Source organism: Limnohabitans sp. (assembly GCF_031539175.1).
GTDB lineage: Bacteria > Pseudomonadota > Gammaproteobacteria > Burkholderiales > Burkholderiaceae_C > Limnohabitans.
Genome location: NZ_JAVKLQ010000072.1, coordinates 15,786 through 36,588 on the forward strand (window position 1 = coordinate 15,786; position 20,803 = coordinate 36,588).

The following is a 20,803-nucleotide window of genomic DNA, read 5'->3' on the forward strand; positions in this document are numbered from 1 at the left end:
TTCGGGCTCTGGTTCGCACCGCATGATCAAAGGACCATGAACACACTTTTATTGATTGAAGACGACCACCGCTTGGCCCACATGGTGGGCGAATACCTGCGGCAGTCCGGCTTTGACGTGCAGCATGCCGCCAACGGTTTGGCGGGGCTGCGTCTGCTGCAAGAAGCCGGCAACCAAAGCCCCCCCATTTCTCTGGTGCTGCTCGACTTGATGCTGCCCGACATCGACGGCTTGGAAGTCTGCCGCCGCATCCGTGGCCTGCCCGGCCATTTGGCACAAACACCAGTGCTGATGTTGACCGCCAAAGGCGACCCGATGGACCGCATCGTTGGCCTAGAAATCGGCGCGGACGACTACCTGCCCAAGCCCTTTGAACCGCGAGAGTTGCTGGCCCGAATCCGTGCGGTGCTGCGTCGCCACGGGCCCAACGAGTCAGCAGGCGGTGCGCCCGCCTCGGCGCACCAACAGCTCAAGTTCGGCTCGCTGGAGCTGGACCGCGATGCGCGCTTGGTCACCGTGCAAGGCCAAGCCTGCGAACTCACGTCTTACCAATTTGACTTGCTGTGGGTGTTGGCCGAACGCGCGGGGCGTGTGCTCACCCGCGATCAAATCATGGAGGCGGTTCGGGGCCGTGAACTCGAAGCTTTCGACCGCTCCATCGACGTGCACATGGGCCGCATCCGCGCCGCCATTGAAGACGACGCCAAAGCCCCCAAACGTATCTTGACCGTACGCGGCGTGGGCTACGTCTTTGCCAAACAACAAGACTGAACCTATGCCCTCTTCGTCCACGTCAAATCGTGCGCTGCGCCTGCCTTTGTACGTTCGCCTTTGGTTTGCCGTGGTGTTGGCCGTTGCCATGCTCACCCTACTGGCGGGTTGGATCATGCGCATGACGGCCGAACCGCCTTTGCGCGAAGTGGTGGTGCGCAACGTCGCAGGCGACTTGGTCGGTCAAGGCCAAGCACGGCTTCGCCCGCCTGATGGCCTGCCACTAGAAGCCCCGCCCTTGCCACCACCCGATATGCCGCATCCTCCAGGGCACTTTGGCACAGGGCCTGAGTTCATGGTGCGCATGCACAACGGGGAATTGATGCACATCCATTTGCCACGCCCACCGCGCAGCTTTTGGAGCCGTCCGCCTTATGGTTTTTTCTGGACGCTCGGCCTCGTGGGCTTGGCCGTGGCGCTGGGCACCTACCCGATCGTGCGTCGACTCACGCGGCGCTTGGAGCATTTGCAAAAGGGCGTCGAGCAATGGGGCACGGGTAACTTATCGGCACGCGTGGCGGAAGAAGGCAACGACGAAGTGAGCTACCTCGCCCAGCGCTTCAACCATGCGGCGGCACAAGTGGAGCAATTGGTCACGTCGCACAAATCGTTGCTGGCCAATGCCTCGCATGAGCTGCGCTCGCCACTCACCCGCATCCGCATGGGCCTCGAGCTGATGGGCGACACGCCCTCACCCGCCATGAAGGCCGAAATCTCGCGCAGCGTGGGCGAGCTCGATCAGTTGATTGACGAAATCTTGCTCGCCAGCCGCCTCGACGCCAAAGAAGTGGACGTGGGCACCATCGAACAAGTCGACCTCACTGGGTTGGCGAGCGAAGAATGCGCCCGCTTCAACGCCACGTTGGATTTGGGCGAGCACCCGCAAAGCCTGAGCGTGCCAGGGGTGGCCAAACTGCTGCGCCGCATGCTGCGCAACTTGCTAGAAAACGCACGACGCTACGGCACCTCCGACATTCAAGTCGGACTGACGCGCGTCACGCGTGACGGCAAATCTTGGCTGCGATTGAATGTGGCCGACCGCGGCCCCGGCGTGCCGGTGGATTTGCGTGAACGCATTTTTGAACCGTTTTACCGCTTGCCCGGCGCCAGCGAACGCGAAGGCGGCGTGGGTTTGGGCCTGTCATTGGTCAGGTCCATCGTGCAACGCCACGGCGGGGATGTGACTTGCGAAGACCGCGCAGGCGGCGGGGCCAACTTTGTGGTGATGCTGCCGGCCTAAGCCGCGCGACTCAAAGCAGCTTGTAAACGCGCTCGGCCGAGACGTCTTCCAAGCAACGCATGTGGCCCAACGGGCAGGTGCGCTCATAGCAAGGTGCGCAAGCCAACGGGGGCTGGTAATTGGGGTCGACACGCAGCCACACCACGCGTGCGCGGTCGTTCAAAGGCGGGGTGTGTTCGGGACTGGACGAACCGTACACCGCCACCTGTGGCACACCAAAGGCGGCGGCCACATGCATCAAACCGGAGTCGTTGCTGACCACACGGTGCGCGTTGGCAATCAAGGCAAACGCTTGCACCAAATTGGTATTGCCCGCCAAGTTGTGGCAATGGCCCGGCTGCTGCGCGTTGGCAATGCGGGTGATCTCTTCGGCAATGTCGTGCTCTTTGGCGGAACCCAACACCAACACGGGGCGATCAATTTTGATCGCCAATTCGGCAAAGTGTTTGGCAGGCCAACGCTTGGCAGGCCCGTACTCCGCACCCGGTGCAAACACCACATAGCTGTTGCGCGCCAACACGGGCAAGCTAGGGATGCGGCTCAACTCTTCCAGCGCTTGGTCCATCAACTGCGGCGGCATTTTGAGGACGGGGCGCAGGTCGCCCGTCAACTTCATGGGCAGCTCAGGCTCAGCATAGGTCTGGCCCATCAAACTCAGCGCGGCGTACCACTCCACCATCGGAGGACGCTCTTCGAGTTGGGGGTTGTCGAGTCGATCGGTCAACAAACCAAAGCGCATTTCACCGGTGTAACCCATGCGCCTGGGAATGCCTGCCAACCAAGGAATCAGCGCACTTTTGAGCGAATTGGGGCAAACATAGGCCGCCTCAAAGCGACCGCGCAGCTGGCGGGCCAGCTTCCAACGGCCTTTGAGCTGCAAACCGCCGTGTTTGAACGGCATCTCGATCACCTCGGCCACGCCTGGCATAGCGCGGTAGACCGGTGCAATCCAAGGCAGCGCAGCGACGGTGAGGCGCTCACCGCGCGCGGCCAAGCGGCGCAGCAAAGGCTCTGTCATCACGGCATCCCCAATCCATTGGGGCGCGATGATCAGCGCGTTTTTGGCCAGTGCTTTTTTAATGGTGCCCGCCAACGTGTTCGCCGGCTTTGAGTTTGTACACGGTGCCGCAATAAGGGCACTTGGCTTCGCCGGTTGAGGCCACATCCAAGTAAACCTTGGGGTGGCTATTCCAAAGCTTCATGTCAGCTTTGGGGTTGGGGCAAAACACGCCGCCTTGACCATTGAGGTCGCTGGCTAAGAGTTCAACTGTGTGGCTCATTTTTGTTCCTGCGAAAGCTGAGACTTGGCCGCTTAGACCTGGGTCAACCAATGGGCGTACTTCGGATTGCGGCCGTTGACGATGTCAAAGAACGCCGTTTGAATTTTTTCAGTGATCGGGCCGCGGCTGCCTTCACCCAATTGGATGCGGTCGAGTTCACGAATTGGGGTCACTTCAGCGGCGGTACCGGTGAAGAACGCTTCGTCAGCGATGTACACCTCGTCGCGGGTGATGCGCTTTTGCACAATCTCGAGGCCCAAATCTTTGGCGATGTGGAACACGGTGTTGCGGGTGATGCCGTTCAAAGCGCCAGCCGACAAGTCAGGGGTGTAGATCACGCCGTCTTTGACCACAAAGATGTTTTCGCCAGCACCTTCAGACACAAAGCCTGAGGTGTCGAGCAACAAGGCTTCGTCGTAACCTTCGTCGGTCACTTCCATGTTGGCCAAGATGGAGTTGGTGTAGTTGCTGACCGCCTTGGCTTGCGTCATGGTGATGTTGACGTGATGGCGGGTGTAGCTCGAAGTCTTGACGCGGATGCCGCGCTTCATGCCTTCTTCACCGAGGTAGGCACCCCAAGTCCATGCAGCGACCATCAAGTGGATGGTGTTGCCTTTGGGGCTGACGCCCAGCTTTTTGTCGCCAATCCAAGTCAGGGGGCGGATGTAACCGCTTTCTAGATTGTTCTCACGCACGACAGCGCGTTGGGCTTCGTTGACCTGGTCTTTGGTGAAGGGAATGGCCATGCGCAAGATCTTGGCGCTGTTGAACAGGCGGTCGGTGTGCTCTTGCAAACGGAAGATCGCCGTGCCTTGCTCGGTTTTGTAAGCGCGCACGCCTTCGAAGGCACCGCAACCGTAGTGCAGGGTGTGGCTCAAGACGTGGATCTTGGCATCGCGCCAGTCGACCATCTGGCCGTCCATCCAGATTTTGCCGTCACGGTCAGACATGGAAGAGGGAATCACGACGCTCATGGGGTTTCCTTTGGACTTGTAAGTGGGGTCGCCAATTTGGCTGATCGCTCATTTTAGCGAGCCAGCCAAGGGGTTTGGCTGACGGTCAATCGTTGGCGGCCACCGTGGTGGGCTCGACATCTTCGGCTTGGAACGGGCGATCCAGCGTCCAGCTTTGCAGCTTGCCGCTCACCAAGGTGCACCGCACCACCGATTGGCTGCCATCGCGCCAGCTGAAAATTTCAGGTTGGGCATCTTTTTCGGTCTCGAGCTGGCCCAAAGCACGCGTCATGGCCACGATGTGCATCAGGCTCATGCCAGGCTTGAGCTTGGCGTTGAGCATGACCGCGCTGTCCACAAAACCAATGGGGCGGTTGTTCGCTCGCTTCAAAATTTGCACCAAACGGGTGAAATACATCAGCAACCACATCACGCCGCCCGTGAACACCATGAACACGCCTATCCAGCCACTGGTTTGCCACGCCCAAGCGGTGAGCCCCACAGCGCCGATGGGCACGAGAAATTTTTGATAGTTCTTCATGGTTTGAATTGTCTCAGGCTCAGAGGCATCAACGCCCCGGCTTCTACGTATGACGCTGTCGCCTTAGCTCAACGAGCGCACCAAGTGGATGGCTTCGTCCACGCGCTCGACCGCATGCACGGTCATGCCCTCAATCGGTTTTTTGGGTGCATTGGCTTTGGGGATCAAGGCCACGGTAAAACCCAGTTTGGCGGCTTCTTTCAGGCGCTCTTGCCCGCGTGGTGCAGGGCGCACTTCGCCCGCCAACCCGACTTCGCCAAACGCAATGAAACCTTGCGGCAACGGTTTGCCACGCAAACTGCTTTGAATCGCCAGCAAAACGGCCAAATCAGCCGCTGGCTCGCTGATGCGCACGCCACCTACAGCGTTGACAAACACGTCTTGGTCCATGCACGCCACGCCCGCGTGGCGGTGCAACACGGCCAACAACATGGCCAAACGGTCGCGGTCCAAACCCACGCTCAAACGCCGCGGCGAAGGGCCACCGCTGTCGACCAGGGCTTGAATCTCCACCAGCATCGGTCGCGTGCCTTCGAGTGTGACCAGCACACAACTGCCGGGCACCGGCTCGGTGTGTTGGCTCAAAAAGATGGCGCTGGGGTTGGTGACGCCCTTCAGGCCCTTTTCTGTCATGGCGAAGACGCCAATCTCGTTGACCGCCCCAAAACGGTTTTTGATCGCGCGCACCAAGCGGTAAGTGGAGTGTGTGTCGCCTTCAAAGTACAACACGGTGTCGACCATGTGCTCCAACACGCGCGGCCCCGCCAACGCGCCCTCTTTGGTGACGTGGCCCACCAACACCACGGCGGTACCGGTCGACTTGGCCATGCGCGTCAAATGCGCCGCGCATTCGCGCACCTGCGCCACCGAACCGGGGGCGCTGGTGAGTTGGTCGGAATACACGGTTTGGATGGAGTCCATCACCACAATCGATGGCTGCAGTTTGTCCACCGTAGCCAATACTTTTTCGAGCAAGGTTTCAGCCAGCACCTGCACTTGGCTGTGGTCCAACCCCAAACGACGCGAGCGCAGGGCCACTTGCGCAGCCGACTCTTCGCCCGTCACATACAAGGTGCGCATGCCGCTGCGCTGCAAGCCATCCATCGCCTGCAACAACAAGGTGGATTTACCAATGCCCGGGTCGCCGCCAATCAGCACCACACCGCCTTCGACCATGCCGCCACCTAAAACGCGGTCCAGCTCTTCTTGACCTGTAGGCGTGCGGGGCACTTCGGCGGCCTCAATGTCGGACAGCGTGGCCACTTCGGCGCTGGGTGCGAGTGCGGCCATGCCCGCGTAACGGTTTTTGGTGGGGCCGGTGGCATCCACCACGCTCTCGACCAAGGTGTTCCAAGCGGTGCAACTGGGGCATTTGCCCAGCCATTTCGGACTGGTACCGCCACACTCGGTGCAGATGTAATGTGTTTTTTCTTTGGCCATAAGGACTCAAGTGTGCCTGATTGCCACGCGCCTCGTTCGCCAAAACGAGGTCCAGAAACAACGGTGTCTGCGCGGCTTAGGCGGGCACTTCGGCGGAAGTCTTGGCCGGCGTCGCCGCCATCACCCCGTCAATTTCGAATTTGAGCGCATCAAACGAAATCGGCTTAGACACATACCCGTCGACACCCGAAGCGATGTAGTGCTCGCGGTCACCTTTGAGCGCATTGGCGGTCACGGCAATGATGGCCGTGCGTGGTTTTTGATGCCCCACCTCCAAATCACGAATGATCTGCGCGGCCTCCAACCCGCCCATTTCGGGCATTTGAATGTCCATCAAAATCAAATCGAACTCACCCCCTCGATACGCCTCAACAGCCTCCAATCCGTTGTTGGCGATGGTGACTTCATAGCCCATGCGGTTGAGCAAAATGGTTTGCAAGGTTTGGTTGATCGGCGTGTCTTCTGCCAGCAAGACACGCTTGGTTTGCACAGGCACCGTCTCATCTGACGTACCGGCCGACGTAGACGCAGGCGTCGCCTCAGGGCCGTTACACAGCGCGTTGGACTGACTCAGCACCGCCACCAGCTCTTGCGAATCCACCGGCTTGACCAAAAAGCCTTGGATGTCCAACCGATCCAACTCGTCTTGCCCCAGCTGCTCACTCAAAGAACCCAACATGATGATCTGCAGCTGCTCAGACGTTCGCGTCTGGCGCAGTTGGGCGGCAAACGCGTAGCCGTCGATATCGGGCATGTTCACATCAATCATCACAAACCGCGCTTGAGCCAGTTGCGGACTGTGCAAAGCATGTGACGCGCTGTCGCACGCCACGGCATGCATGCCCGCACACGTCAGACGCTTCGTCAGCACCAAACGGCTGCTGGCGTTGTCATCGACCACCAAAACCATCTGCCCAGCCAAATCCGCAGGCACCCGATGTTGTTGAGACTGTGCGCTGCTGACGCGTTGCAATTGGATGTTGAAACTGAAGTTGCTGCCTTGCCCCAACTTGCTGGCCACCGAAATGTCACCGCCCATGAGTTGCACCAAATTGCGGCTGATGGCTAGGCCCAAGCCCGAGCCTCCAAAACGGCGAGCGGTACTCGAATCGGCTTGCGTGAACACATCAAAAATCAGGGCTTGCTTGTCGTTTGGAATGCCGATGCCCGTGTCTTTGATCTGAATTTCCAACCAAACACCTTCGTCATTCGGTGGATTTTTCATACAGGCCACCTTGAGCATGATTTCGCCCTTGGCCGTGAATTTGATGGCGTTGCCCAGCAAATTGGTGATGATTTGTTGCAAGCGCAAAGGATCGCCCACCACTTGGTCGGGCACATCGGGCGCCAAATCACACAACAACTCCAACTCTTTTTCAGTCGCTCGCAGCGACAAGGTTCGCGTGGCTTGGCGCAGCAAGGCATGCAGTGAAAACTCATGCGGATCTAAGTGGAGTTTTTGCGCTTCAATTTTGGAAAAATCCAAAATATCGTTGATCACCGCAAGCAAAGAATTGGCCGACAGCGACACCATTTCTAAATAGCTGCGTTGCTCCGCCGTCATTTGGGTTTGCAAGCACAGCTCGGTCATGCCCAAGATGCCATTCATGGGCGTGCGAATTTCATGGCTCATATTGGCCAAGAAATGCCCCTTAGACGTGTTGGCCGCTTGCGCGGCATCGCGGGCCAACAACAGCTCGCTTTCGGCATGAATTCGGGCATCGACAAACTCATTGAAAGCATTCACCACCGACTTGATTTCTTTACCGCCAACTTCGGGAATAGGCGCCACCATTTCGCCTTCACGCATGCGCGTGGCCGTGTCAAACATGGCTTTGGCAAGCTGCCCCAATGGCAAGATCAAACGAGAAATCACGCCCCACATCAAAGGCGCCAAGGTCAGCATCAACAAGAACGTGACCAAAGCCATCTTGACGTACAACTCGTTGATGGGTGCAAACGCCTCGGCTGACGGGATGACCGATGCCATGATCCAGCCCGTGGTTTCGAGTTGCTTGAAGGTAAACAAGCCCTTCAGCCCACGCGCCGTTGTGCCCTCTTGCGTGCCCTCAAAACCCGCAAATGCGTTCTCAAGTGGCCGGTTGACACTGCCGGGCGGAATGACTTTCAAAATCAAACTGGGGTCAGGGTGCGAAATACGGATGCGATCTTTTGTGACCAAGTAGTAATAGCCGTCTTTGCCGTTTCTCTGATTGGCAATGGCACCCAACAAATTGGCTTTGAACAAGTTCAACACCCCGCCCATGATGCCGACCAACTGGTTGTTTTGGTCAAAGATGGGGGCAGCTACAACCACAATCGGTTGCTTGGTCGCTTTGCCCAAAATGGGGCTGGAAATCACGGCCTCGCGGGTGTCGATGACACCCTTGATGTAGTCACGCGAAGACATGTCCAGCGTTCGACGCCCGGGCTTCATGGGCCAATCGACCAACAAAACACCGCTGGCGTCAAACACATAGAGGTCATCAAACACCGTCAGCAACGCATGTTCACGTTGCAAAAAACTTTCCAACTTGACCAAATCGCTCATGTCTTTGACCGGCGCGTTCAACGCGACCGTCGACAACATGCTCATGCTCTCTTGGAGCTTGTCGTCCAAGTGAGACGCAAACTCGGTCAGTTGTGCGAACTCATGCTTTTCAATGCGTTGAACAATATCGCTGCGCAACACATAAAACTGAAGCCCCAGTTGCGCCAACAGGAGCACAAATCCCATGGCCAGGGCGGTCAATGACAACTGGAGCTTGATACTCAGATTTTTCATGGGTGTGGCGGTCTACGCGGCAAAGCCCATGCACCCAATAGGTGGCGTATCCAAAACGTCAAAAAGAGCGATATTGTAAACCTTTTTATTAAATATATGAATACTTAAATATTCATTTAACCTAATAGTTACACACCGACGACGTGCCACTTAAAAGGGTAAACCCCAAAAACTGTGACGGCTTAACCATTTAACATGTTAAATAAATGAGCGCCAAGACCCCTTTTGTTCACCGTAATTTGCCTCGCCTCTTGCTTCAAGCCCGAGAGGCGGTGATGACGCACACCCGCCCCAGCCTGCGCGATCAAGGTTTGAGCGACCAGCAGTGGCGCGTGTTGCGGGTGCTGGGCGAAGACCATGGCAATGGCGGCACGGGGGTCGAGACGGGCTGTATTGCCCGCGAAGCGTTCATCATCGGCCCCAGCCTGAGCGGGGTGCTGACCCGCATGGAGCGCGACGGACTGATTCAACGCGCACGCGCCACCCACGACCAGCGTCGCACCGTGGTGCAAGCCACCCAACTCGGGCTGGCGCGTGTTGCCACCCTTTCCACCACCATTGAGGCGCACTACCAATGGATGGAGCAGCACTTGGGCAAAGCCAGGCTGCAAGCCCTGTATGAACTGCTCGACGGCGTCATCGCGCTCGAAGCCACCAGTAGCGCCGCCATTGCCTCAACCACCGAATAACCCCTTGTCAAGCCTATGACCACTCACGAACTCCCCATTCACGGCACCGTCTACGGTGTGCTGCTGAACGCCAACGCCGAATGGCAAAGCGCCAGCGCGCACATGAACGAAGCCCCATACAAAGCCCCGCCCGTCGCGCCCGTGCTGTATATCAAAACCGCCAACACGTGGTCCATCAACGACAGCAACATCCCCGTGCCCGCTGACGTGCCCAACGTCGAAGTGGGCGCCACAGTGGGCGTGGTGATGGGGTTGCCCAACACAGAAGGCACCCCACATCTACGCGGCTTTGTGTTGCTCAACGATGTGTCCATCCCGCACAGCGTCGACGCCCAAGGCTTTTACCGCCCGCCCGTCAAATACAAATGCTTGGACGGCTTTTTGGGCGTCGGCCCCACGTTGGTGCCCGCCAGCGATGTGGCGCCCCCCAATGCCTTGCAACTCGAAGTCCGCATCAATGGCGTGGTGCGACAAACCGTGCACCTCGCCGACATGCGTCGTCTGCTGCCCGACTTGCTGGCTGACGTGAACAACTTCATGACCCTGCAAGCCGGTGACGTGCTGATGCTCGGCCTCGATATTTGTCACGATGGCCCCGAAGCAGGCCACCGCCCTCAAGCCCGCGTGGGCGACGTGATCGACATTCAGGCGCTCAACCTACCCAGCTTGGGCGTTTTGCGCCACACCTTGGTGGCAGCCCCCGCTTTGGAGATGCCGGTATGACACACCCCACCCCACACCTCACCACCCGCTTTGCCCGTGTGCGCTTTGAAGGCCACACCTTCGACGCCACCGAACAAGACGGCCAACTGCTGCTGGCCGATGGCCGCTTGGTCACCTATGACCAAGTGCAATGGCTGCCGCCTTTGGCGCCCCTTGCACGCCCTCGCACCGTCATTGCCTTGGGGCTGAACTACGCCGACCACGCCAAAGAACTGGCTTTCAAAGAGCCTCCCAAAGAGCCCTTGGCGTTTGTCAAAGGCGAAGCGTCGTTCATCGGTCATCAACAACTCACTGTGCGCCCCGCTGACGTGGCCTACATGCACTACGAATGCGAGTTGGCAGTGGTCATCGGGCGCACCGCACGCCACGTGAAAAAAGAAGACGCCTACGACTACGTGCGCGGCTACACCGTGGCCAATGACTACGCCATCCGCGACTATTTAGAAAACTGGTACCGCCCCAACCTGCGCGTGAAAAACCGCGACACCTGCACCCCCATCGGCCCTTGGTTGGTCGACGCCGCCTACGTGCATGCCCAATACGGCGACCCCATGAACTTGGCCCTGCAAACCACCGTCAACGGCAAAGTGACACAAAGCGGCAACACCCGCGACATGATCTTTGACGTGCCCACCTTGATCGCTTACTTCAGCCGCTTCATGACGCTGAACCCCGGCGACGTCATCTTGACTGGCACCCCCGACGGCATCGTGGACTGCCAACCCGGTGACGTGATCGTCACCGAGATTGAAGGCATTGGCGCGTTGACGAACACCATCACGCTCGCGACCCTACGCCCCTGAAACACACCAACACGGACACACCGCCATGTCACACATCCAACACCTCATCAACGGCCAACACGTCAGCCGCGGCAAAACGTTTGAGACCATCAACCCCGCCACCCAAGAGGTGCTGGCCAATGTGGCCGCGGGCGGCACGGATGAAGTCAACGCAGCGGTGGCCGCGGCCAAAGCGGCGTTCCCGAAATGGGCCAACACCCCCGCACCCGAACGTGCCAAGCTGATGCGCAAACTCGGCGACTTGATTGCCAAGCATGTGCCCGACATCGCCCAAACCGAGACCAACGACTGCGGCCAAACCATCTCGCAAACAGGCAAGCAACTCATTCCCCGTGCCGGCGATAACTTTCAGTACTTCGCCGAGATGTGCACCCGCGTGGACGGCCACACCTACCCCACCCCCACGCACCTGAACTACACCCTGTTCCACCCCGTGGGCGTGTGTGCGCTGATCAGCCCATGGAACGTGCCGTTCATGACCGCCACATGGAAAGTCGCTCCCTGCTTGGCCTTTGGCAACACCGCCGTGCTCAAGATGAGCGAGCTGTCGCCCCTCAGCGCCGCCCGCTTAGGCGACTTGGCGCTGGAAGCGGGCATTCCCGCGGGCGTGCTCAACCTCGTGCACGGCTACGGGCAAGACACGGGCGAGCCGCTGGTGGCACACCCCGATGTGCGCGCCATTTCGTTCACCGGCTCCACGGCCACGGGCAACCGCATTGTCAAAACCGCAGGCCTGAAAAAATTCAGCATGGAGCTGGGCGGCAAATCGCCCTTCGTGATTTTTGAAGACGCAGACTTGGACCGCGCCTTAGACGCCGCCATCTTCATGATCTTCAGCAACAACGGCGAACGCTGCACCGCGGGCAGCCGCATCTTGGTGCAACAAAGCATCTACGCCGACTTCGTGGCCAAGTTCACCGAACGCGCCAAACGCATCACCGTGGGCGATCCGTTGGACGAAAAAACCATCGTCGGCCCCATGATCTCTAAAGCGCATTTGGCCAAGGTAAAAAGCTACATCGAACTCGGCCCCAAAGAAGGCGCCACCTTGCTGTGCGGCGGCTTGGACCGCCCGAGCTACGCGCCCGAGTTGTCCGCCCGCGTGAAAAACGGCAACTTCGTGTGGCCCACCGTGTTTGCCGATGTGGACAACCGCATGAAGATCGCACAAGACGAAATCTTCGGCCCCGTCGCCTGCTTGATTCCGTTCAAAGACGAAGCCCACGCGATTGAATTGGCCAACGACATCGCCTACGGCTTGAGCAGCTATGTGTGGACCGAAAACATCGGCAAAGCCCACCGCGTGGCCGCCGCTGTCGAGGCGGGCATGTGCTTTGTGAACAGCCAAAACGTGCGCGACCTGCGCCAACCTTTCGGCGGCACCAAGGCCAGCGGCACGGGCCGCGAAGGCGGCACATGGAGCTACGAGGTGTTTTGTGAACCCAAGAACGTGGCCGTCAGCTTGGGCGACCACCACATTCCGCACTGGGGAACGGCATGAAACCAAACACATGTGAAGGTCACGAAATGCCGCGCCTCCAAGCCTCTGCATGCGGGGAGGGCTTTTCAAGAAGGCAACTCCTGCTCGCAGCGAGCGCCGTGGCCTTGCCCTCTGCCGCCCAAACCACAGCATGGCCCAGCAAGCCCTTGCGCCTGATCGTGCCCTTTCCTGCGGGCGGCACCACCGACGTGCTGAGCCGACTCATGGCCACCGAGATGACCAAGCTGCTCGGCCAGCCCGTGGTGGTCGAGAACAAACCCGGCGCAGGCACCGTCATTGGTGTGGACGCCGCCGCCAAAGCCAGCGCCGATGGTCACACGCTGGTGTGCATTGCCAATAGCTTTTGCGTCAACCAAACCTTGGCCAAAAACTTGCCCTACGACGGCTTGCGCGATTTGCGTCCCGTGGGCTTGCTGGCTGTGGCCGACCATGTGTTGGCCACGCACCCCAACAGCGGCATCAAAAACTTGAACGACGTGATCGCGTTGGCCAAAAAGAACCCGGGCAAGCTGAGCTATGCCTCGTTTGGCAACGGCACCTCTGCGCACTTGGCGGGCGCCATGCTGGCCAGCAAAACCGGTCTCGATTTGATCCATGTGCCCTACAAAGGCCAAGCGCCCGCGATGAACGATTTGATGGGCGGCCAAGTCACGCTGATGTTTGGCAACTGGCCCGAGTTTCGCCACCAAATTCAAGCCGGTAAGTTGGTCGGCGTCGGCATGGCCACCGCCAAGCGTTCACCGCTGGCGCCCGATCTGCCCACCTTGACCGAGCAAGGCGCGGCCTGCGAATCGAACTCGTGGTTTGGCCTGATGACACGCAGCGGCTTGCCTGAAGACGTGGTGACACGGCTCAACCAAACCATCAACAAAGCTTTGCAATCACCCGCCTTGGTGCAAGCCATTCAAGACGGCGGCATGACCTCGCTGGCCAACACGCCCGAGCGCTTCGCGGCGTTCATTCGCAGCGAGATCGACAAATACGCGCAAGTCATCCGACAGGCCAACATCACCTCAGAGGGCTAAGCCATGGGCCACGTTGCACTCGCCGCCAAAATCACACACGTTCCGTCGATGTACCTCAGCGAATTGCCGGGGCCGCGCTTTGAGTCACGCCAAGACGCGATTGACGGCCACCACGAAATCAGCCGCCGCTGCCGCGAACTCGGCGTGGACACGCTGGTGGTGTTTGACACGCATTGGCTGGTGAACGCGAGTTACCACATCAACTGCGCGCCCCACTTCAAAGGCACGTACACCAGCAACGAGCTGCCGCACTTCATCAGCAACCTTGGCTACGAATCGCCGGGCAACCCTGAGTTGGGCAAATTGCTGGCGAAAACCTGCAACGACTTTGGCGTGGACACCTTGGCGCACGACGCCACCACGCTCGCCCCCGAATACGGCACGCTGGTGCCGCTGCGCTACATGAACGCCGACCAGCACTTCAAAGTGGTGTCGGTGTCGGCCTTGTGCCAAGCGCATTACTTGAACGACAGCGCCCGCTTGGGCTGGGCCATGCGTCAAGCCGTGGAGCAGCATTACGACGGCACGGTAGCGTTCTTGGCCAGCGGCTCCTTGAGCCACCGCTTTGCGCAAAACGGCTTGGCGCCTGAATTTGCCTTCAAAGTATGGAGCCCGTTTTTAGAGCAGCTCGACCGTCGCGTTTTAGAAATTTGGGAGCGCGGCGACTGGGCCACCTTTTGCGACATGCTGCCCGAGTACGCCAGCAAAGGCCACGGCGAAGGCTTCATGCATGACACGGCCATGCTGTTGGGTGCTTTGGGTTGGAAGGGCTACGACGCACCGGCCGAAATCATCACCCCGTACTTTGGCGCATCAGGCACAGGCCAACTCAATGCCGTGTTTCCGATCACGCCACAAAACGGTGAACACATTCCGGCGGCGCAAGCCAGCGCGGCCCAAGGTTTTCAAGCGGTCAACCGCCTTTAAATTCATGCCTCACTTGGTCATCCTCTACACCGGTCAACTCGACCGCGAAACCGACATGGGCCTGCTGTGTCGTCGCTTGGCCGACGCCATGCTCACCGTCAAAGACGAAGCCAACAAACCCGTGTTTCCCACGGGTGGCACACGCGTGCTGGCCTACCCCGCCGCACACTACGCCGTGGCCGATGGCGGTGCAGCAGGGCGCAAAGCCGCGCAGTTCAACGACAACCCACACAGCGGCCCCAACGGCTCGGGCGACTCCAGCGACTACGCGTTTGTGTACCTCAACCTGCGCGTGGGCCGAGGGCGCACCGAGGCCACGCTGCAACGCGCGGGCCAAACGCTGACCGAGGTCGCCCATGCGCACTTGGCCGAGGTGTTTGGCAAACGCCACATCGGCATCACCTTCCAAGTGGACGTGGGCACCGAGGTGTTCGACAGCAAACACAGCAACCTGCACCCCCTGTTCAACAAGTCCTGATTCCTCCTTTGCAAAGGCTCCCCCCCCCATGTTTGATGACTCCTTGATCCAACAACTCGCGGCAGAGTTGAACCAGTCCGAAAAGTCGGGCGTGCAGATTGAGCACTTTTCCAAGCGTTTTCCTGGCATGACCATCGAAGACGGCTACCGCATCAACCGCGCTTGGATGGCGCTCAAACTGGCGGAAGGCCACACCGTGATGGGCCACAAAATTGGCCTGACCAGCCGGGCCATGCAGCAGGCCAGCCAGATCGACGAGCCCGACTACGGCACCTTGCTGGAGCACATGCGCTTCACCTGCACGCCGGGCCAAATGCTGGACATTCCGGTGAAGAATTTCATCGCCCCCCGCGTTGAGGTAGAGCTGGCGTTTGTGCTCAAACACGAACTGCGCGGCCCGAACGTCACCGTGGCGCAAGTGCTCGCCGCCACCGACTACGTGACGCCCGCGATCGAAATCATCGACTCACGCATTGAGCAGTTCGACCGCCACACCAAGGTGATGCGCAAAGTGTTCGACACCATCAGCGACAACGCTGCCAACGCAGGCATCGTGCTGGGCGGTGCCCATGTGGATCCCAACACCACCAACCTGCCATGGTGCGGCGCGGTGCTGCGCCAAAACGGCGTGGTGGAAGAAACCGGCCTGGCCGCAGGCGTGCAAGGCGACCCCGCCATTGGCGTGGCATGGCTGGCCAACAAACTCGCGCCTTGGGGCGAACACCTGCAAGCGGGTGAAGTGGTGTTGGCAGGCTCGTTCACGCGTCCCGTGGGTGCCAAAGTCGGCGACCTCTTTGAGGCAGACTACGGTCCCTTGGGCTGCTTGCAATTTCGCTTTGTATGAAGCCAACGTTCACACCTTTCTCGCCCATTCACACCCTCTTCAACCCCACTTTCATTCACACGGCCACACCATGCAAACACCTGTCAACGCCTTCAAACAAGCCCTTCACAACAAGCAAGCCCAAATCGGTTTATGGATGGGCTTAGGCAACGCGGTCGCCGCCGAGATTTGCGCGGGCGCTGGCTTTGATTGGCTGGTGCTCGACGGCGAGCACGGCCCCAACGACCTGACCACCTTACTCGCGCAATTGCAAACCGTGGCCGCCTACCCCGGCGCCAACCCCGTGGTGCGCGTGCCCCACGACCACCCCGCCTTGCTGAAACAAATCTTGGACATTGGCGCGCCCACCGTGTTGGTGCCCATGGTGGACACGGCTGAGCAAGCCGCCGCCATCGTCAAAGCCTGTCGCTACCCCCAAGACGACGGCAACGGCGGCATCCGCGGCATGGCGGGCACACGCGCTGCACGCTGGGGTCGCTACCCCAACTACGGCAAAGAAGCCAATGCGCAGGTGTGCGTGCTGGTGCAAGCCGAAACGCGTGAAGCGCTGAACAACCTCGACGCCATCGCTGCCACCGAAGGTGTGGACGGCGTGTTCATCGGCCCCGCCGATTTGTCAGCCTCCATGGGCCACATCGGCAACCCCATGCACCCCGAAGTGCAGGCTGCCATTGAAGACGCGATTGCACGCATCCGCAAAGCGGGCAAAGCCCCCGGCATCTTGATGGGCGACGAGACCTTGGCCCGTCACTACCTGTCACTCGGCGCTTTGTTTGTCGCCGTGGGTGTGGACGCGGTGATCTTGGCGCGTCAAACCTCGGCACTCGCCGCCAAATTCAAGGACAGCTTGCCCACCGCCAACCCTGCCAACGACAAAGGCCGGGTTTACTAAAGCCATGTCACAACAACGCTTTCACCCTGACGAGTGGGCTGCCCGCGTGCAGCTCGCGGCCTGCTACCGCATCTTCGCCATGCAGGGCTGGACCGAGATGATCTACAACCACATCACGGTGCGCGTGCCGCACAGCGTGAGCGGCGATGAGAAACAGTTTTTGATCAACCCCTTTGGCTTGCACTACAGCGAGGTGACCGCCAGCAACTTGGTGAAGATCAACCTCAAAGGCGAGGTGCTCGACGGCTCCACCCACCGCATCAACCCAGCGGGCTTTGTGGTGCACGCCACCTTGCACGCGGGGCTGGAAGGCGCGCACTGCGTGATGCACACCCACACCACCGCAGGTGTGGCGGTGGCGTGTTTGCAAGGCGGTTTGTCGCAAAGCAACTTTTACTCGGCGCAGCTGCACGACATGGTGGCGTACCACGACTTCGAGGGCATCACCATCCACGCCGACGAAGGGCCACGCGTGCTGCAAAGCATTGGCCGCAAACAAGCGGTGATCTTGCGCAACCACGGCCTGTTGGCATGGGGCAGCACCGTGCCCGAGACCTTCGCCATTTTGTGGACCCTGCAACGCGCCTGCGAGATTCAACTGGCGACCTTGAGCATGGGCGCACCCATCGCGGTGCCCGAACCCGTGGCAGCCAAATGCACCCGCGACTCCCTGCAGTTCGACAACCAACACGGTGGTGCGGGCGTGGATGTGTTTGACGCCCTCGTGCGCCAAGTCAACCGCATCGATACGAGCTACCAACAATGACGTTTTCCAAAGTTTGTATTTACGGCGCAGGCGCGATTGGCGGCTGGATCGGCGCGCGACTGGCGCAACAGCCTGGCGTGGAACTCTCGGTGGTGGCGCGTGGTGCAACGCTAGAAGCGTTGCAGCAGCACGGGCTGCGCTTGCACATGGCTTCTGGCGCGGGCGTCAGCGCTGCGGCAGCGCCAGCAACACCCCTCTGCGCGTCTGTAAAAACCAGCGCACAGCCTGCCGATTTGGGCGTGCAAGACCTCGTGGTGATTGCCGTCAAAGCCCCCGCATTGGCCGAGATCACGCAACACATTGCCCCGCTGATCGGTCCGCACACCGTGGTGCTGACCGCCATGAACGGCGTGCCGTGGTGGTTCTTGCAAGGCTTTGGGGGCGCGCACGCCAACACGCCACTGGCCAGCGTGGACCCCCAAGGGCGCATCGCACAAGCCATTCCCGCGCAGCACCTCATCGGCTGTGTGGTGCATGCGAGCTGCTCTCTGCGCGGTCCTGCAGAAGTGCAGCATCACTTTGGCAACGGTCTGATCGTGGGCGAGCCTTCGGGCGTGGTGACAGAACGTGTGCAAGCGCTGCATGCCTTGCTGCTAAACGCAGGCTTTGACGCCACGCTGTCGCCGCATATTCAAAAGGACACCTGGTACAAGCTGTGGGGCAACATGACGGTCAACCCCGTCAGCGCCCTCACCGGCGCGACCACCGACAAAATTTTGAACGACCCGCTGGTGCGCGGCTTCATCTCACAGGTGATGCTGGAGGCCAAAGCGATTGGCGCAGCAATCGGCATTCCGATCGATCAACAACCCGAAGATCGCCACGCGGTCACGCGCAAGCTGGGCGCGTTCAAAACCTCGATGCTGCAAGACGTGGAGGCCAAGCGTGCGGTGGAGTTGGATGCCTTGGTCGGTGCGGTGCGCGAGTTGGGGCAAATCGTGGGGGTGGCGACGCCTTTCACCGATGCGTTGCTGGGATTGGCGCGGTTGCAGGCGCAGGAGCTGGGGCTTTATCCGGCTGCTTGATTGTTTGCGCTGACTTTAGCCCCGCAAAGGGGCGCAGCCGGCGCTCGCTGCAGCTCCTTCGCTTCGCTCTTCACGTCGCTGCATCGAGCGCCGACTGCACCCCTTAGCTGCGATGTTGGCGTGCCTGCCAATGCGGCCATAACACGTTCAGCGCCAGCCCAGTCATGACCAAACCTGCGGCCATGAGTTTCCATGCGGGCAAGGGTTCGGCTAGCAACAGGGCTGAGGCACCCATGCCGAACACGGGGACGAGCAAGGCCATGGGGGTGATGGTGGAGGCGGGGTGACGGGCGAGCAACCAACCCCAGGCGGCATAGCCAAACAGGGTATTGCCAAACGACTGCCAAGCCACGGCCAACCATGTGCCCCACGTGGCGCGGGCGAGTCCGGCTTGCATGGCGGGGGCACCTTCTACTAACCACGACAAGGCGAACAAGGGCAGCACGGCAAAGCCGCTGGACCACACCACATAAGCCAGCATGTTCACTTGGCCGGCTTGTTTGCCCACCATGTTGCCGACCGACCAGCCTAAGGCGGCAAGCAGCACGAGGCCCAAGCCGAGGACGGTGGTGCTGGCGTCGGTGTGGGCCCCAATGACGGTGATGCCTGACACGGCCAGCGTCAAGGCCACCCACTGGAAACGGCGCAAGCGCTCTTTGGCCACATACATGGCCAAGCCAATGGTGAAGAACACCTGCGTTTGCACCACCAGCGACGCCAAGCCTGGCGCGATATGACCGTTGATGGCCATGTAGAGCGAACCAAACTGCACCAAGCCAATCAGCAAGCCATAGGCGGCCAAGTTGCGCCACGGCACGTTCGGTTTGGGTAAAAAGAAAGCGGCGGGCACGAAGGCCAAAGAAAACCGCAGCGCCGCAAACAACAAAGGCGGCAAATCGGCCAAGGCGTTTTTGATGACCACAAAGTTGCTGCCCCACACCGCCACCACAGCAAGCGCCAACAACCCATGACGCAGGGGCAGATGTTGGCTCATGGTTTCAGGCTTTCGACTCAATGTCAGAAACAAAGCCCACGCGGGCAGAGACAGCACACATCAGTTCGTAGCCAACGGTGCCCGCCGCTTGCGCCACCTCATCAATCGGCAACACGGTCCCGTTGGCAGCGCGCCCCCAGAGGGTGACTTCGCTGCCAAAGTCGGCGTCAGGGCACGGGGTCAAATCCACCGCAATCATGTCCATGCTGACGCGGCCCAAGGTACGGGTGCGCACACCGTTGACCAACACGGGCGTGCCAGTTGGGCAGTGGCGCGGGTAACCATCGGCGTAGCCACACGCCACCACGCCCAAACGCAAATCAGCGTCTGCTTTGAACGTGGAGCCATAGCCCACCGCGTCGCCCGCTTGCAACTGCTGCACCGCGATGATGCGACTGCTCAAGGTGAGCGTGGGTTGCAAGTCCCAATGGGCGATGTCGTGCTCGGGGAAGTCGGGCGAACTGCCATACAGCGCAATACCGGGGCGCACCCAGTCAGCCGCCACTGCCGCATCGCTGGCGTGGCGCAACAGAGCGGCACTGTTGCATGTGCTGCGTTCGCCGGGCAAATCTTGGGTGGTACGTGCAAACACGGCCATTTGCTCGGCCAAGCCTTTGGGGCCATCGGCGTCGCTGAAATGGGTGACGAGCGAGATTTCGTCAACTTGGGGCAACAGGTTCAAGCGCGTCCATGCGGACCGGAAACGCACAGGGGTAAATCCCAAACGGTTCATACCGCTGTTCATTTTGAGAAATACCCGGTGCGGCACTTGGGTTTTGTGACGGCTCAGCATGTCAATCTGCGCATCGCAATGCACGGTGTGCCACAGGTCCAGACGCGAGCACAGCTCTAGGTCACGGGGGTCAAACACCCCCTCTAACAAAAGGATGGGACCGCGCCAGCCCAAGGCCCGCAGGCGTTGCGCTTCGTCGAGGTCGAGCAGGGCGAAGCCATCGGCCGCACGCAAGCCCTCAAACACCCGCTCAATGCCGTGGCCATAGGCATTGGCTTTGACCACGGCCCACAGGCGTGCATCGGGCGCTGCCGCATGCATGCGCTGCAGGTTGTGACGCAATGCGTCGGTGTGAACATGGGCTTGAATCGGGCGGGGCATGGGCAATATTGT

Annotated in this window: 21 protein-coding genes; 13 read left to right on the forward strand and 8 right to left on the reverse strand. The window is 60.0% G+C overall.

Annotated elements, in window-relative coordinates:
* The first annotated feature begins 36 nt into the window (after positions 1-36).
* Positions 37-771: a response regulator transcription factor gene (locus RMS95_RS13295; protein WP_310646682.1), complete on the forward strand. Its 735-nt coding sequence runs from the start codon at positions 37-39 to the stop codon at positions 769-771.
* Positions 772-775: 4 nt separating this feature from the next.
* Entirely contained in the window at positions 776-2,011 is a 1,236-nt protein-coding gene (locus RMS95_RS13300; protein ID WP_310646683.1) for an ATP-binding protein, read from the forward strand.
* Positions 2,012-2,021: 10 nt separating this feature from the next.
* On the opposite strand, the gene waaF is transcribed toward RMS95_RS13300, so the two are convergent.
* The 6 genes from waaF to RMS95_RS13330 form a co-directional block, all read right to left on the reverse strand.
* A complete protein-coding gene (waaF, locus tag RMS95_RS13305; RefSeq protein ID WP_310646684.1) occupies positions 2,022-3,104 on the reverse strand; it encodes a lipopolysaccharide heptosyltransferase II in 1,083 nt (360 codons plus the stop codon).
* A complete protein-coding gene (locus RMS95_RS13310; RefSeq protein WP_310646685.1) occupies positions 3,088-3,291 on the reverse strand; it encodes a zinc-finger domain-containing protein in 204 nt (67 codons plus the stop codon). The genes waaF and RMS95_RS13310 overlap by 17 nt, the downstream gene beginning before the upstream one ends.
* A 32-nt stretch (positions 3,292-3,323) precedes the next feature.
* Positions 3,324-4,265 (reverse strand): branched-chain amino acid transaminase, encoded by a 942-nt coding sequence (locus RMS95_RS13315; RefSeq protein ID WP_310646686.1) that lies wholly within the window; start codon positions 4,263-4,265, stop codon positions 3,324-3,326.
* Positions 4,266-4,350: 85 nt separating this feature from the next.
* Complete coding sequence (locus tag RMS95_RS13320) at positions 4,351-4,785, reverse strand: glycerate kinase (protein WP_310646687.1); 435 nt, start codon at positions 4,783-4,785, stop codon at positions 4,351-4,353.
* Between the two features lie 63 nt (positions 4,786-4,848).
* Positions 4,849-6,225 (reverse strand): DNA repair protein RadA, encoded by a 1,377-nt coding sequence (radA, locus tag RMS95_RS13325; RefSeq protein WP_310646688.1) that lies wholly within the window; start codon positions 6,223-6,225, stop codon positions 4,849-4,851.
* A gap of 76 nt (positions 6,226-6,301) precedes the next feature.
* Positions 6,302-9,010 carry a response regulator gene (locus tag RMS95_RS13330; RefSeq protein ID WP_310646689.1) on the reverse strand — a complete coding sequence of 903 codons (2,709 nt, stop codon included), beginning with the start codon at positions 9,008-9,010 and terminating at the stop codon, positions 6,302-6,304.
* Positions 9,011-9,216: 206 nt separating this feature from the next.
* Here RMS95_RS13330 and hpaR point away from each other — a divergent pair, with 206 nt between their 5' ends.
* From hpaR to RMS95_RS13385, 11 genes are all read left to right on the forward strand, one after another.
* Complete coding sequence (gene hpaR, locus RMS95_RS13335; protein WP_310646690.1) at positions 9,217-9,699, forward strand: homoprotocatechuate degradation operon regulator HpaR; 483 nt, start codon at positions 9,217-9,219, stop codon at positions 9,697-9,699.
* Positions 9,700-9,714: 15 nt separating this feature from the next.
* The gene (locus RMS95_RS13340; protein WP_310646691.1) at positions 9,715-10,422 is read left to right on the forward strand and encodes a fumarylacetoacetate hydrolase family protein; all 708 of its coding nucleotides are present in this window, start codon (positions 9,715-9,717) and stop codon (positions 10,420-10,422) included.
* A complete protein-coding gene (locus RMS95_RS13345; RefSeq protein ID WP_310646692.1) occupies positions 10,419-11,225 on the forward strand; it encodes a fumarylacetoacetate hydrolase family protein in 807 nt (268 codons plus the stop codon). The genes RMS95_RS13340 and RMS95_RS13345 overlap by 4 nt, the downstream gene beginning before the upstream one ends.
* Positions 11,226-11,250: 25 nt before the next feature.
* A complete protein-coding gene (hpaE, locus tag RMS95_RS13350; protein WP_310646693.1) occupies positions 11,251-12,726 on the forward strand; it encodes a 5-carboxymethyl-2-hydroxymuconate semialdehyde dehydrogenase in 1,476 nt (491 codons plus the stop codon).
* Positions 12,727-12,824: 98 nt separating this feature from the next.
* Positions 12,825-13,751, forward strand: a complete 927-nt coding sequence (locus RMS95_RS13355) for a tripartite tricarboxylate transporter substrate binding protein (RefSeq protein WP_310646694.1) — start codon at positions 12,825-12,827, stop codon at positions 13,749-13,751.
* A gap of 3 nt (positions 13,752-13,754) precedes the next feature.
* Positions 13,755-14,678 (forward strand): 3,4-dihydroxyphenylacetate 2,3-dioxygenase, encoded by a 924-nt coding sequence (hpaD, locus tag RMS95_RS13360; RefSeq protein WP_310646695.1) that lies wholly within the window; start codon positions 13,755-13,757, stop codon positions 14,676-14,678.
* A 4-nt stretch (positions 14,679-14,682) separates the two neighbouring features.
* Complete coding sequence (locus RMS95_RS13365) at positions 14,683-15,156, forward strand: 5-carboxymethyl-2-hydroxymuconate isomerase (protein WP_310646696.1); 474 nt, start codon at positions 14,683-14,685, stop codon at positions 15,154-15,156.
* A 28-nt stretch (positions 15,157-15,184) separates the two neighbouring features.
* Positions 15,185-16,000 (forward strand): 2-oxo-hept-4-ene-1,7-dioate hydratase, encoded by an 816-nt coding sequence (gene hpaH, locus RMS95_RS13370; RefSeq protein ID WP_310646697.1) that lies wholly within the window; start codon positions 15,185-15,187, stop codon positions 15,998-16,000.
* Between the two features lie 70 nt (positions 16,001-16,070).
* The gene (locus tag RMS95_RS13375) at positions 16,071-16,892 is read left to right on the forward strand and encodes an aldolase/citrate lyase family protein (RefSeq protein WP_310646698.1); all 822 of its coding nucleotides are present in this window, start codon (positions 16,071-16,073) and stop codon (positions 16,890-16,892) included.
* Between the two features lie 4 nt (positions 16,893-16,896).
* Positions 16,897-17,658 carry a class II aldolase/adducin family protein gene (locus tag RMS95_RS13380; protein ID WP_310646699.1) on the forward strand — a complete coding sequence of 254 codons (762 nt, stop codon included), beginning with the start codon at positions 16,897-16,899 and terminating at the stop codon, positions 17,656-17,658.
* On the forward strand, positions 17,655-18,683 hold the full coding sequence (locus RMS95_RS13385; protein WP_310646700.1) for a 2-dehydropantoate 2-reductase: 1,029 nt from the start codon (positions 17,655-17,657) through the stop codon (positions 18,681-18,683). The genes RMS95_RS13380 and RMS95_RS13385 overlap by 4 nt, the downstream gene beginning before the upstream one ends.
* Before the next feature lie 103 nt (positions 18,684-18,786).
* Here the strand turns inward: RMS95_RS13385 and RMS95_RS13390 are convergent, their stop codons facing one another.
* Both RMS95_RS13390 and alr read right to left on the reverse strand, forming a co-directional pair.
* Positions 18,787-19,665 (reverse strand): EamA family transporter, encoded by an 879-nt coding sequence (locus RMS95_RS13390; protein WP_310646718.1) that lies wholly within the window; start codon positions 19,663-19,665, stop codon positions 18,787-18,789.
* 16 nt (positions 19,666-19,681) lie between these two features.
* A complete protein-coding gene (gene alr / locus RMS95_RS13395; protein ID WP_310646701.1) occupies positions 19,682-20,791 on the reverse strand; it encodes an alanine racemase in 1,110 nt (369 codons plus the stop codon).
* Between the last annotated feature and the right edge of the window lie 12 nt (positions 20,792-20,803).